Annotated in this window: 10 protein-coding genes; 8 read left to right on the top strand and 2 right to left on the bottom strand. The window is 40.0% G+C overall.

Annotation, left to right across the window (positions count from 1 at the left end; all coding sequences use genetic code 11):
• Positions 1-5: 5 nt before the first annotated feature.
• The 4 genes from L1267_RS01930 (at position 6) to rmuC (ending at position 7,475) form a co-directional block, all read left to right on the top strand.
• Positions 6-1,244 (top strand): AAA family ATPase, encoded by a 1,239-nt coding sequence (locus tag L1267_RS01930; protein WP_135926631.1) that lies wholly within the window; start codon positions 6-8, stop codon positions 1,242-1,244.
• Positions 1,245-1,258: 14 nt separating this feature from the next.
• Positions 1,259-2,221 (top strand): transcriptional regulator, encoded by a 963-nt coding sequence (locus tag L1267_RS01935; RefSeq protein ID WP_235381977.1) that lies wholly within the window; start codon positions 1,259-1,261, stop codon positions 2,219-2,221.
• Positions 2,222-2,636: 415 nt separating this feature from the next.
• A complete protein-coding gene (locus L1267_RS01940) occupies positions 2,637-5,780 on the top strand; it encodes a DEAD/DEAH box helicase (protein WP_235381978.1) in 3,144 nt (1,047 codons plus the stop codon).
• A gap of 228 nt (positions 5,781-6,008) precedes the next feature.
• Positions 6,009-7,475: a DNA recombination protein RmuC gene (rmuC, locus tag L1267_RS01945; protein ID WP_235381979.1), complete on the top strand. Its 1,467-nt coding sequence runs from the start codon at positions 6,009-6,011 to the stop codon at positions 7,473-7,475.
• 72 nt (positions 7,476-7,547) lie between these two features.
• Here rmuC and L1267_RS01950 read toward each other — a convergent pair whose 3' ends face one another.
• Positions 7,548-8,252 carry a hypothetical protein gene (locus tag L1267_RS01950; RefSeq protein WP_135926635.1) on the bottom strand — a complete coding sequence of 235 codons (705 nt, stop codon included), beginning with the start codon at positions 8,250-8,252 and terminating at the stop codon, positions 7,548-7,550.
• A 126-nt stretch (positions 8,253-8,378) separates the two neighbouring features.
• Here L1267_RS01950 and L1267_RS01955 point away from each other — a divergent pair, with 126 nt between their 5' ends.
• Complete coding sequence (locus tag L1267_RS01955; protein WP_235381980.1) at positions 8,379-8,954, top strand: DJ-1/PfpI family protein; 576 nt, start codon at positions 8,379-8,381, stop codon at positions 8,952-8,954.
• Here the strand turns inward: L1267_RS01955 and L1267_RS01960 are convergent.
• Positions 8,949-9,830 carry a LysR family transcriptional regulator gene (locus L1267_RS01960; RefSeq protein ID WP_235381981.1) on the bottom strand — a complete coding sequence of 294 codons (882 nt, stop codon included), beginning with the start codon at positions 9,828-9,830 and terminating at the stop codon, positions 8,949-8,951. The genes L1267_RS01955 and L1267_RS01960 overlap by 6 nt on opposite strands.
• A 97-nt stretch (positions 9,831-9,927) precedes the next feature.
• On the opposite strand from L1267_RS01960, the gene tmpT reads away from it, so the two are divergent.
• The 3 genes from tmpT (at position 9,928) to L1267_RS01975 (ending at position 13,898) form a co-directional block, all read left to right on the top strand.
• Entirely contained in the window at positions 9,928-10,560 is a 633-nt protein-coding gene (tmpT, locus tag L1267_RS01965) for a thiopurine S-methyltransferase (RefSeq protein ID WP_235381982.1), read from the top strand.
• A 112-nt stretch (positions 10,561-10,672) separates the two neighbouring features.
• The gene (locus tag L1267_RS01970; protein ID WP_235381983.1) at positions 10,673-11,473 is read left to right on the top strand and encodes a DODA-type extradiol aromatic ring-opening family dioxygenase; all 801 of its coding nucleotides are present in this window, start codon (positions 10,673-10,675) and stop codon (positions 11,471-11,473) included.
• Positions 11,474-11,567: 94 nt separating this feature from the next.
• Positions 11,568-13,898 (top strand): S9 family peptidase, encoded by a 2,331-nt coding sequence (locus L1267_RS01975; protein WP_235381984.1) that lies wholly within the window; start codon positions 11,568-11,570, stop codon positions 13,896-13,898.
• Positions 13,899-14,323 lie beyond the last annotated feature (425 nt).

Below are 14,323 nucleotides of genomic sequence, written 5' to 3' on the forward strand. Positions count from 1 at the left end.
AAAGTATGTCTATCAATAATAATGCGCTAGCCACTTATAGGTTACTAAAAGCGACAGCAGAAGTTGCTGAAAAATCGCTAGAAGGACGTATTCAACATTACCGTGCCCATCTTAAGTCTGAAGAAAAAGAACTTCGCACTTACACTCAAAAAGCCGCTGCTGATCTACTAGGTTGTAATAATCGCACCCTTAAAAGACGCCATGACAATGGTGACTTTGATGAATTGAATATCAAACGTGGCGCAAATGGTCATTATGCTTATACGTTAGTCAATATTTTTGCTATGGCAGATATCATGGATATCAAGCCAGATCACCGAACTCTAGATGATAAATTACAAGTTATTGTTATTAATTCACTAAAGGGTGGATGTGGTAAAACAACTAGTATGGTTAATATAGCCGCAGCTCTGGCTACCACCAATATTAAACGTTATCGCATTGGTATCATTGACCTTGACCCACAAGGTTCATCTTCAAGCTTTTTCCCACCAAGTGAACCAGATCCAATCACTGTAGGTGACTTAATGCGTGATTGTATTGAACTTGAAGATAATGAAACCTGGGATGAATTAGTAACAAGTGCATTTCTACCTACTCATATTCCTAATATCCGTATCTTACCTTCAGGTATGGATGATTTTTATTTTGAGCATGAAACGGCTACTTTACTAAAAGACAGCTCAAGCTACGATAAAACACGTCATTACCACAAGTTATTAGAGAAAGTTATTGAGCCGGTAAAAGATCAATTTGATATCATTCTAATTGACACAGCTCCTTCTCTTAACTTTATGTTTTATAATGCATTAATGGCTTCTACATCAATGCTTATTCCTGTTCATCCAGAAGCAGTAGACTTTGATGCCAACAATAAATATTTAAAACGATTAGGTGAGATATACCATACAGTTGCAGCCCTTGGTCACGAGGGATGGGATTTTATGCAGTTCTTAGTTACTAACTATGTGAAAGGCAATCACTCACAGCGTGATATCGTAAAAGATGTACGTAGTGCGTTCGGTCGTCAAGTAATGAGTTACCCTATAAATCATAGTTCTGCTATAACAGCCAGCTCATCATCATTTAATACCATTTTTGATCAAAAGACTTCTGACAGCTTAGCAAGTCGCGAGTCACTATTACGTGCTCAAGAAAATATCAAAGATGTGGTTGATGAACTTGAAATGTTGATCAGATCTAACTGGCAATCAACTCAATCAACACTAAATACAGCTAAGTAAGGTTAATAATAAAGATGGCTAAAAAACGTAAAAATGATACCAGCTTAGATCCTTTTTCAACCTCTATTGAAAGTAGCAGTTTAGATGCATTGCTTGAAAAAGCATCTGCCGGTGATGTTATCAGTATGCCTGCTCCTAGTGATCCTACCCGTCAAATTACGTTGGTATGTAAAGTGATCCCTAGCTCTGAAATTGAAGCTAAAACAAAGGTATATGGTAAAAACCGCCGAGTACAATCACTTCTAAACGAAAAGTCAGTTGCCGATATTCTGCCTGCAATTGCTGAAGACGGCCGTAACCAGCACCCTGCCCTATGTTGGGATAAAGGTGACGAAATGCTTGTATTAGCAGGCTCACGTCGTCGTAAAGCCTGTATTTTAAGTAATTCTGATTACTTAGTATTAAGCTCTGCAGACTTTACAGATCAAGATGCAAAAATTCTTGCCGTTTCTTCAGATCAATACATTGCCCCGAGTTTATGGGAGCTTGGTCAAGCATATCAACAGACCCGTGATGAGCTTATTGCTGAAGGTAAAAAAGGCTCTTATCGTGAAATTGCTGCTATTGAAGGCGTGTCTCACACTGCAATTGCTGATGCAATCAAAGCTTATGAGAATCTTCCAGCAACAGTTTTAAGCCTTTACCCTACTGCAAATCACGTAGGTCGTGAGGTCGCTAAAAAGCTCATAGCAGCTAAAGAGCGAGACGAGCAAGCGTTTACTCAGCTTGTTGACGAAATCAGTTCTGATGCTGAGCTTGCGACTATTAGCAGCGATGACAAACGCGCTTTAGCTATCACTAAACGTTTAACGGCAGAGCCAGTATCGGCCAGTCGCCGTGAAGCAATACTTGATAGTGAATTTGTTGTTGTACAGCGCAATATTAAAAGCGGTGATCTATCTGTGAAAATAGATAATAAAGTTATGACTGACAAACGCTTAGAGCAATTAACAAAGCTATTAAATAGCTTTAATTAGTTAGTAAAATAACGATCTATCACGCTTTTTATGTTAGTAAAAGCGTGATCTGTTCTCCTATTTAGTTAGTAAAATAATGATCTCATTTGGCAATAATCATAAGATCCTACCCTCTCAGATCACTATTTTACTAACTTATAACCCCTTTACAGCTCTTTTTTGGTTTTCCTTACATATCTTAGTAAAAAAGTGATCTGTAAAGCCCCTTCGTTGTTTATAAGTTGTTCATAACTTGTGCGATTGCTGTTTGTTAAATCAGCTTTTTGTGTTTTAAATCGAATTGCTGTTTTATAAAACACTTTTTTACCAACTTATCAGCTCCAACCAGTCCAAAATGGCTTATTAGTGCTTTAGCTCATCGCCGATAGATCATATACTGGCAGAATTATTTTTTGTTTTTACTGCCAAAAACTTTATGTCTGCTAACTTATCCAAAAATGACTTATTAGCTATCTTTGAGGAAATCAAACAAGAGCAAGAAACCCAGTTTCCTCTTTCTGAACGATTCATCAAACAGCTATTTAAGCCGCATGTGTTAAGTAAAGCTAAAGAGTATCATCAGAACGGTCAAATCAACTGGTTAGAACACAATAGTGATTTTAGTGTTATTGATGCATCTATGTTTGGTAATGAAGGAAATACATTTACCCAGCATATTGAGATCAGTAAATTACCAACTGGTTTTTCGGTTGATTCACACTGTACATGTGGTTCAAAAACAAAATGCCGCCACATCGCTGCAGTTTTACTTAAGTTAAAAATTGAACATTCAGGCAACTATGGCGAAGATTATATTATTAATGATTGGTTTAGTGAGCTTAAAACATTAAAGCAAGCATCGAATGATACAGCCAAACAAGTTCTACTTTTTGTTTTAGATGTTGAAAAATCGGTTGTAACATTAACGCCTAAAATAGCTAATTTCGATCCCGAGCATAATTATACCCTTGGCCGCAATCTTACTGAACAACAATTAAATAGCTTTGTTACACCAACAGATTTACTAGAGTCTGACTTTCGACTTTATAGTTGGATCCGTTCGCAAAATGCCCTTGGTAAGTTAGAGCTTAAAGGTCAATGGGGTTTTGCGGCCTTGCAACAACTTATTGCCACACAGCGTTTATTTTTAGGTCGTTCTCGCCAAGCTATTAAAGCAGATACCATGCAAGCTCTAGAGTTTGATTGGAAACAAAATAAAGATCTAACCTCATTGAGCATGACACTCGCAGGTCAAGATAATTGGTTATTATTAAAAACAACACCGCCTACTTACCTTGACCCTGATAAGCTAAAAGTCGGTCGCATCAGAACACCTTTAACTGCTGATGAAATTGCCTTACTAGCAAATATGCCTGCAATACATAGTGAAAACTTTGATCGAGTCTATCAGCAGCTCAGTGATAATTTTGGTGAAGGGGTAATCCCTCATGCGTACAAAGAGAATAAAATTTGTAATGCGCGTAGTGTTTTTCCAGTCATTAGCTTAAATAATGATGAAGGAACTATTCGGTTATCACTTAAGTTTAATTACCAACGTTCTTTGTATGATTTAAGCCAAGCTCCAGCAGAGATAATTAATCAATCATTCGAGAATACCGTTGTAAATGAATTAATTAACCTTGGTTTTGAGCTTTGTAAAGGGGCTTTACAAACTGATTTTATATTTAATAAACAATCAGTTATACATGAACACTGGTTAAAGTTTGAAATTATTCCAAACTTGTCAAAACGCTGTTGGAAAATTAACGACGATCTAAATGTAGGTAAAGCTTTAAAGCAACTTTCACTTCAAGTACAGCGCGGCAAAGGTCACCAAATAGTTAGTAAAATAGTGATCTCTGGTGTTAAGACGCAGCAGCTTTTCACTACTGATGATAAAAACTTTCAATCGCTTAACAGGCAAAGTGAGCAGTTCTTCTATTTTAATGTAGGCAAGCGTTTCGCTGTTATTAATAAAGCTGCCATAGCGCAACTAAATGAATACCGTGAACGTTTTGAACACATAAAAACACGTGATGAAATTTTAATGCCGCTGTCATTTTTACCACAATTAATAGAGCAGACAGCCATTAAAGTGAATATTGTTGATGATACGCTTGATGCCTATTTAGCGGAATTAAGTCATTCGCAACAGTTAATTAAAAAGTCCGATATTCAAGGATTAAACAAGGGAGTGCAGTTAAGAGAATATCAGCAACACGGTGTTGATTGGCTCAACTTTTTAAAACGACACCAACTAGGTGGGATTTTAGCTGATGACATGGGGCTAGGCAAAACCCTTCAAGTTATTGCCTTTTTGGCAAACGCAAAGCAATTACCTCAGGCAGGGCCAACTTTAATTATTTGCCCTACCAGTTTGGTTGGAAACTGGCAAAGTGAAATTAATAAGTTTGCCAGCCATCTTAAAATTACTACCGTGTTTGGTGCTGCTCGCAGCGAGCAATTGCAGCAGTTATCACAGGCAGATTGTATTTTAACGACCTACCCTTTACTTAAACGTGATATCGCTTTTTATTCACCGCTGTATTTTGAAAATATTATTCTTGATGAAGCGCAATACATTAAAAATGATGCTGCGCAGGTTTCGCGCTTAGTTAAACGGCTTAATGCTGACTTTAAGTTATGTTTAAGTGGCACACCTATCGAAAACAACCTCTTTGAGCTTAAGTCCTTACTTGATTTTGCCATGCCTTCTTTACTTGGCTCACAAGCTCATTACAAAGATTATTTCCAGACGCCGATTGAGCGTGATAATGATGTACAGCGTGCTGATGAATTGAAGTCTTTGATCATGCCATTCATCTTACGCCGCACTAAAGCACAGGTTACTCAAGAGCTACCAGAAAAAACTGAGCTAATTAAAGAGTTTGAGTTTGAGGCAAAACAAAAAGAACTCTATACAGGAATTACAGAATCTCTAGAGCAAAAGCTTGTCGATTTATTTGCTCAGCAAGGCGTGCAAAAGAGTAAACTTGCGTTTTTAGATGCGTTATTAAAATTACGGCAGATTTGTTGTCATCCAAAACTGATTGATCCAAGCTCTCAAGCTGGCAGCGCCAAGCTTGATTGGTTGTCTAAGCATTTACCAATTATGCTCAGTGAAGGTCGTAAGGTGATTATATTTAGTCAATTTACCATGGCGCTTGATGTCATTGCTGAACGATTAAATGAATTGGGTATCAGCTTTAGTATGCTCACAGGTCAAACGCGCCATCGCGATAAAGTAATTGCTGAGTTTACCCAGGGTGATACCTCTGTATTCTTAATTAGTTTAAAGGCCGGAGGAACCGGTTTGAACTTAACTCAGGCCGATACAGTGATTCACTTTGATCCTTGGTGGAACCCTGCCGTAGAAAAACAAGCAACAGATAGAGCCTATCGAATTGGCCAAACTAACCCTGTGTTTGTTTATAAATTAATTATGGCCAACTCAATTGAACAAAAAGTATTTAAAATGCAGCAGCATAAGCAAGCCCTTGTCGATGCATTATTTACCGAAAAATCAATGAGTTTTACTCAGTTTGATGAAGATCAAATGCTTGCTTTGATAAAAAATTAAATTTTTTGAAAGTTTTTTTGAACTAATCAAATTTTAGGGCGTCTATTATTATGCTTGTTGTTAAATTGCAGTTTACATAAGCATTATGTTGATTTCCCATTTGGTTACTAAATTTTAGTAATGTTAGAGCCAGCTCACCTTGAGCTGGCTTTTTTTATGCCTGCTCCCCTACTCTGCCGAGTACTAATTCGTTATGATGATGTGTCTTCAAGTTATTGAGTTTTCGTTATGATTACAGAGCTAATTGCACAGATTAATTGGCAAAGTGTGGTACTTGGTGGTGCTGTAGGTGCAGTTGCAAGTGGTGTTATTTTTGCCTTGCAAAAAAGTCGCTTAAAAAATCAGTTAACCGAGCTGCAAAATAGCTATCAAATCCAGCAAAGCAATTTAGAGCAAAAGCAGCTGCAACTGCAAGAAAGCCAACTTTCGCTTTCACAGTTACAGCAAGATTACGCTGAACAGCGTGATGAATCGCAACATTTTAAAACCCGTTTTGTAGAACAAGAAAAACAAGCGCAACAATACAACCAATTTTGGCGTAGAGTTGAAGCCGAACTCACTGAGACTAAAGCGGCTCTTAATCAGCGAGATGTTGAATTAAGTACCTTACGCAGCACGATAGAGCAAAAAGAGCTGCACTTTAAAGAGCAGCTTAGTCATATCAAAGAGAGCAAAGAGCAACTCAAAAAAGAGTTTGAAAACCTCGCTAACCAAATCCTTGAAGAGAAGTCTCAGCGTTTTAAAACTCTAAACCAAGAAAGCATCGAACAACTATTAAAACCGGTTCAAGGTGAGCTAAAAGGCTTCCGCGATAAGATGGAATTGATCCACGTTGAAGATCTTAAACAACGTGCTGCGCTAAAAACAGAGTTATTGCATTTACAGGCTAAAAGCCAAGCTATTACTGAGCAAGCAGATAGGCTGAGTACAGCACTACAAGGACAAAAGAAAACCCAAGGTAATTGGGGAGAGTTAATGCTTGAAAATGTACTCGACAGCGCTGGGCTGCGTGCAGGTGTAGATTATCAACGTGAAGTGTCGTTTAACACTGAAGATGGTCGTCTACGCCCAGATGTTGTGGTGTATTTACCCCAGCAACGCCATTTAGTTATTGATGCTAAAACCTCTTTAAACGCGTATACACGCTATGTAAACGCCGATACCGAGCTTGAAGCACAGCAAGCGCTTAAAGAGCATGTAGCGGCGGTGCAATCACGTATTAACGAGTTAGCAAGCAAAGCCTACGATAGGCTACCCGGTATTAACTCACCTGAAGTGGTGATCATGTTTGTACCGATAGAGTCGGCTTTTGTTGAAGCACTTAAATACCAAAGTGATATTTATCAGCAAGCAATCGAAAAAAACATTTTAGTTGCAACACCAACGACGTTATTAACCAGTTTGAACATCGTAAAACAACTTTGGCGTTTTGAAGAGCAAACTAAATACTCAAAAGAGCTAGCCGCCCGAGCAGAGCGTTTTTACAACAAGCTCAATGGTTTCCTAACCAGTATGGAAGGGGTTGGTAAGCAATTAGACCGCGCCAAAGAAAGCTACGATAAAGCGTTTTCTCAGCTGTACCGTGGTAAAGGAAACTTAATTAAGCAAGCCTCTGAGTTCAAAGAATTAGGGGTTTCTGTTCAAAAAGAATTACCCGCGGAAAGTGTTGAAAAAGCCCAATTAGAGTTAGATTAAATGAGATAAAAAAAAGCCAACATGATGTTGGCTTTTTTGTTATACCAATTCGCTTAATTAAGCAGATCGGTATTAGTTAATTAGTTCTGCTGAAACAATATCGTTGAGCATTAAAAAGTGGTTAAGAACAGACTCCTCAAGTTCGAATACTTGCGCTACTTTTTCACCACTTGCTGACATCCCCGTTTGCGCACCTGCAAACTCTATATGTAACCCTAAACGTTTTAGAGTTTGGGCATCATAACTATACATAGCTGAATCACGTTTCTCGGTAATACCTGGCATCATCCCTATGATAGTAACGGCTTGTTCAACATTGATGATATCGAAAAATTGTCGCTCTGCGGTTTGCCATTTTGCAATATAGCTAGCAACTTCAGGAGGCTGTTCCATAGGCACGTATAGTGGCTGTAATGAGCCGCCATGCCAGCCTATAACGGCTTGCTCTTCAACAAGCACATGTGGACTAGCGGTAAGTACATAATTAGCGCAAGACGATGCACAAAGCTCGCGTACCACAACATTGAGTTGATACTCATGCACTAAGCCACCTAAATGTAGGCCGGCCATAACGTCGCCGCCTTCACTATTGATCACTAAGGTATCTATTTGGTTACGGCTACTAACTAATAGTTTTTCAAACTCTTCGACACTTTTTTTGGAAGTTTCGCCTTTGTAGTAAATTGTGCCCGGCGATATCTCACTGATTTCATTCACTGCATGCTCTGTTGTTTTACAGCCAACAAGCAATACTGTCAGTAATAATAATAAACGCATTAACAATGCCTTAAAGTTTTGTTTCTATACCGCGCTCAGTTTAATAATATGTTATTAACGGACTGCGAAAATCGCATAGTACGATTTTTTGCTTGAGAAATAAATCCAGTTATTAGGAACAATTGTATGAATATTGGAATTTACATTTATGATGATGCTGAAGTACTCGATTTCTCAGGCCCATTTGAGGTATTTAGTACTGCCAAGCGTCTAGCGGATAATGACTGGCAATTGAGTTTAATTGCTGAAAATGATAGGCCTGTACTTGCCCGCGGTGGTTATAGTGTAAACCCCCATTACAGCTTTGCTGACTGCCCTTTGCTAGATCTACTTGTTGTGGTTGGTGGCGACCATACACGAGAGCTAGAAAAAGCAGAGGTTATTGCTTGGTTAAAAAACACAGCCACTAACACCAAGCGTATTGCGAGTGTTTGTACCGGGGCGTTTTTGCTTGCTAAAACGGGGCTTTTAAGTGATAAAAATGTCACGACACATTGGCAAGATCAACCTGAGCTGGCTGCTATGTTTTCTGATCTCAATGTGATTGCAGATACTCGTTGGGTCACTGATGGTAAGTTTACCAGCTCAGGTGGTATTTCTGCTGGCATTGATATGAGCCTAGCGTTAGTCGCTGAGTTTATTAGCTACGAACACGCCTTGTTGACTGCTAAACAGATGGAGTATCAATGGCAGACTTTATAATTTTTCAGCAATGTAGTCGGTTATAAACTGTTTTAAACAGGCAGCCTTTTTACTCAGTAAACGTGCGCTTGGCCAAATAGCATAAATATCGCGGTTTTCGCCTCGCCAGTGTGGCAATACTTGAACTAGTTGCTGAGATTTTAATTCATCTATTACCTCAAACCGAGGTAACAAAGCGATACCTTGCTCATCACAAACTAAGTATTTTACAAATCCAGTGTCGTTAAAAGTGCTCGCAAATCGGCACATATGGTTATAAGTTGCATTCGTTTGTATATTGGTCAACTGCCATTTACTTCTTAGTGTGGTGCCAATTAACCTATGCTGTTTTAAATCAGCTGGCTCTTCTAAGGCAGGTGCCGAATCAAGGTATGCTTTAGTGCTTACAAATAAAGTATCAACACTGCCTAACTTTTTTTGATGAAGCATAGAATCTGCCTGTGGCCCTACTCTTATCGCTATATCAGCTTGGCTTTTACTCAGATCCTCAAGTTGATTATTAAGCAGCAGCTCAAGTTGAATATCGGGGTACTGTTTAGTAAATGCGAGCCACATTGGTTTTAAGAAACCATGACTAATATTCAGAGGTGCTAAAACTTTAAGCTTTCCTGACAATTGTGCTTTTTGCTCATTAAGCTGGCGATGGGTTTGTTCAAATTGCTCAATTAATTCAACATAACTTTGAAAATACACCTCCCCTGCTTGCGTTAACGTGCATTGCCTTGCTGAGCGGTTTAATAGCTGCTCCCCTAGGCGTTGCTCAAGTCGTTGTAAGCGTCTTGATACTGTCGCGGTAGGTAGCGACAAACTTTCAGCTGCGCTACTCAGGCCACCTTGTTTAACAATCTGTATGAATAGAGCGATATCGTCAATCATGTTCTCATTTATGCAATCATTGTTTGTTTATCTTGCTATTTTTATCACTTTTGTAATTAGTTATCATGTTTTTATTGAAACATTTTAGGAGCAACTAATGGACGCAACGCATTGGCATCAACGTTGGGAAAATAACGAAATAGGTTTTCACGAGGGAGACGTTAATCGTTATCTAGATCAGTATTTTACTAACTTAAATTTACAGCAAGGCGATACTGTTTTTGTGCCACTGTGCGGAAAAACTCACGACATTCATTATTTGCTAGCGCAAGGTATGCGTGTTGTTGGGGCAGAACTTAGTGAGATAGCCATTAAGCAGTTATTTGATGAGTTAAAGCTAGAACCCGAAATTAGCCAACATGGCGAACTATTACGTTACCAAGGCGCAAATCTAACCGTTTGGGTAGGTGATATTTTTGCGCTTACCGCGAATGAACTTGGCACTATCAACGCGGTTTATGACCGTGCCGCTTTAGTCGCGCTGCCAAAGCCCATGCGCATTCGCTATACCCAGCATTTACTTGAATTAACCAATAGAGCAACGCAGTTAGTGGTGGTATTTGAGTATCAGCAAAGTGAGTTTTCGGGTCCACCGTTTAGTGTAGTCGCCGATGAGCTACATCAGCACTACGATGCTTTTTATCAACTAACATTACTGTGCAAAGAGCCTCTAGAAGGTGGCTTAAGAGGGCAAGTCCCCGCCATGAACGTTGCTTGGCATTTAAGTTAGTACTTACAAACTAGTGGTGTGTAAATTCACACCCTAGTTGTGCGTTTTTGTGGCTGGTTATTGTACCTCTGTGCGTGCACTATAGAGATAAGCGTATTTAAGGAGCACATTTATGCAAAAGCCACGCGTTTTCTTTGTTTCACATGGCGGCGGTCCTATGCCATTGCTTGGCGATCCAAGTCATGCTGATATGGTCACTTGTTTGCAGTCTATTGCTGCAAAAATTAAAAAGCCGTCTGCTATTTTGATGGTGAGTGCGCACTGGGAAGCAAACCCTATTAGCATCACTTCGAGCGCTGCTCCTGAGCTAATTTATGATTACTATGGTTTTCCTGAGCCTGCCTACAGTATTGAGTACCCAAGCCCTGGCGAACCAGCCCTTGCCGAAAAAGTACATCAAGCATTGGCAAAGGCTAATATCGATAGCACATTAAACTCATCTCGTGGCTTTGATCACGGTATGTATGTGCCTTTGAAGATTATGTATCCAGAAGCAGATATACCTTGTGTGCAATTGTCGTTACATCCAAGCCTTGAGCCAAGCTTACACCTAGCGATAGGTGAGGCTTTACAACAGCTTGATTACGATAATTTATTGATCATTGGTTCTGGCTTTACTTTTCATAATATGCGCGCATTTTTCACGCCAGAAACTGCTGAAATTAAAGCGCAAAATATCGCTTTTGAGCAATGGTTAGTTGATGTATGTGGCAATACTGAGCTGAGTGAACAACAGCGACAAGCTAAGTTATTAGAATGGCAAATGGCCCCTGCGGCGCGTTTTAGTCATCCTCGTGAAGAGCACTTATTGCCATTACATGTTTGCTATGGTGCGGCGATGCGCCCTTGTAGTGGTATCTACGAACTACGTATTGCCAACAAGCAAGCCAGTATGTTCTTGTGGGACGATTGAGTTTAAGTTCAACCCCCCAGATAACACGATAAAGGCTCAGATTTTATAAGTTTATTTTGGTACGCTAGGTAAGTTAAAACCTAGGAACAACAAAATGAACTTAATAAAAACATCAACCCTTGCGTTTGCTGTGGTTGCGGCTTTAGGTTTGCAAGCATGCTCAAGTACAGAGCAAGTAAGCACGCCATCAGCAACAGTGAACGCAACGGCTAATCCGCTCTCGCTTGAACAAATTTATAAAGAAAAAGACTTTAAAGCTGAGCGTAGCACCTATTTTACGTGGCTCGATGATGGTACTGGTTATACGGTACTTGAAGAGCGCGAAAGCGATAAAAACAGCCAAGACGATAAAGCTAAAGACGACGAGCACGGCGTAAAAGGCAATGATATTGTGTTTTATAACGCCGATGGCACGGGTCGTAAGGTACTTGTTAGCTACGAAAAATTAATTCCAAAAGGTGAGAAAGAGCCACTCACTGTTGAAAGCTATCAATGGTCTAAAGATGGTAAATGGCTGATGGTTTTTACCAATGGCGAGCAAGTGTGGCGCTCACGTAGCCGTGGTGATTTTTGGCTATTAAACCTCGAAACTGATTCGCTGTATCAGTTAGGTGGTGAAAACATCGAAGCGAAAAAGCTGATGTTTGCAAAGTTCTCACCAGATAGCTCAAAAGTAGCTTACGTGCGTGATAACAACATCTACATGGAAAAAGTCGGCAGCAAGGCTGTGACTGCTTTAACCACTGACGGTAACGACACCATTGTTAATGGTAATTTTGACTGGGTATACGAAGAAGAATTTACCATTCGTGATGGTTTCCGATGGAGTCCAGACAACAAATCAATTGCCTATTGGCAGCTTGATACCAGTGGCGTGAAATACTTCACCATGATCAATAACACCGATGATCTCTACCCTACCCTGAAAGAATTCCCGTATCCAAAAGCCGGCGAGATGAACTCTGCGGTTAAAGTGGGTGTGGTTAGTCTTAGCGACAAGAAAACCCGTTGGGCTGAACTAGGTGGCGATAATCGCGATCGTTATATCCCACGAATTAGCTGGGCAGGTACTGGTGAATCTTTGATGATCCAAGATCTTAACCGCCCGCAAAGCCACAACAAGGTTTGGTTATTCGACTGGCAAAAACAACAGCTGACTAAAATTCTTGAAGATAAAGACGATGCCTTTATTGAGTGGTTTTATAAAGCAAACTGGTCAAAAGACGGTAAGTTCTTTATTTGGCACAGTGAGCGTGATGGTTGGCGTCATCTATACCGTGTATCTCGCGATGGTAAAACGGTTGTTGATTTAACACCGGGCGAGTACGACATCATTGATATGCTAGCGCTCAACGAAGATAAAAACGTTATGTACTTTACTGCATCACCGGATGATCCAGGCCAGCGTTATTTATTCCGTACCTCGCTTGATGGCAGCTCTAAACCGGTGCGCGTAACGCCTGAGTCATTTGATGGTTCAAACAGCTATTACATGTCTAAAGATACCTCTTGGGCGATGCATACCTTCTCTAAGTTTGGCACTCCACCAATGAAAGAGATCATCAAAGTAAGCGATCACAGTAATGTGAAAACCTTAGTTGAGAACAAAGTATTAAAAGAGAAATTAGCGACTGAACAATTACCGACTCACGAGTTCTTTAAAGTTAATGCCCGTGATGGTGTTGAGCTTGATGGCTACATCATGTTCCCAGCTAATATGGATAAAAGCAAAAAATACCCAATCGTATTTTATGTTTACGGTGAGCCATGGGGCTCAACAGTTCAAGACCGCTGGGAAGGCGACAGTTACTTATACAAGTCGTATTTAACTCAGCAAGGCTTTATTGTTGCCTCAGTTGATAACCGCGGCACGCGCGCACCAAAAGGCAGAGATTGGCGTAAGTCTATCTACAAAAAAATAGGCTCTATTACCGTGCGTGACCAAGTTGACGCCCTTGATGCAATGGCAAAACGTTGGGATGTCATTGATACCGACCGTGTTGGTGTATGGGGTCACTCAGGTGGCGGTAGTTCAACGCTTAATTTGTTATTCCGCCATGGTGATAAATATAAAGTGGGTATTGCTTCAGCACCAGTGCCTGATATTCGCTTGTACGATACCATCTATCAAGAGCGCTATGCGGGTAACCCAAATACCGATCCTGAAAGTTACGACAACACCTCTCCGATCACCTTTGCAAAAGACCTGCAAGGTAAGTTGCTACTGATCCACGGTACCGGAGATGATAATGTACACTACCAAGGTTCAGAGCGTTTAATTAACGAATTAGTTAAGCACAATAAACAGTTCGAGTTTTTCTCTTACCCGAACCGTTCTCACAGTCTACGTGAAGGTGATGGCACTACCCTGCACTATCACACTATGATGGCTAACTTCTTCGAAAAGCATCTACTCAATAAGTAAATATGCTTTAGTTAAAAACCGCAGCTTAGACGTTAAGCTGCGGTTTTTTTATGCAAACTGTAAACCCCCGTTACAAGTAAAATACAGCCTGATACAAGAAATCGGTTGCGCCCTATTTTTGTGAGCTGTATGCACTGTTATGGTGAAAAAAGTGGCTAATAAAAAGCTAATGTTTTTTATGTTGCTGATTTTTAATGAGGAAAATTTTTGGCACATAATGTGTATTAGATAACTGCAACTACAAAATCCGGCTGTTTAGTTTTACCTAAATAGCACTACGGCAAAGAAGCCCACTCGATGACAGAACGTGCATTCTGTTATCGAGTGGGTTTTTTTTTGCTCGAAATTTCTGCATGGCATGAATGGCGAGCAATTCAATATTGTTTGGGAAATTTAAGGTGGCGTCTGATGTGACGGCTTGCAAA

Origin of the sequence: Pseudoalteromonas sp. OFAV1 (assembly GCF_021532595.1) — a bacterium.
GTDB lineage: Bacteria > Pseudomonadota > Gammaproteobacteria > Enterobacterales > Alteromonadaceae > Pseudoalteromonas > Pseudoalteromonas lipolytica_C.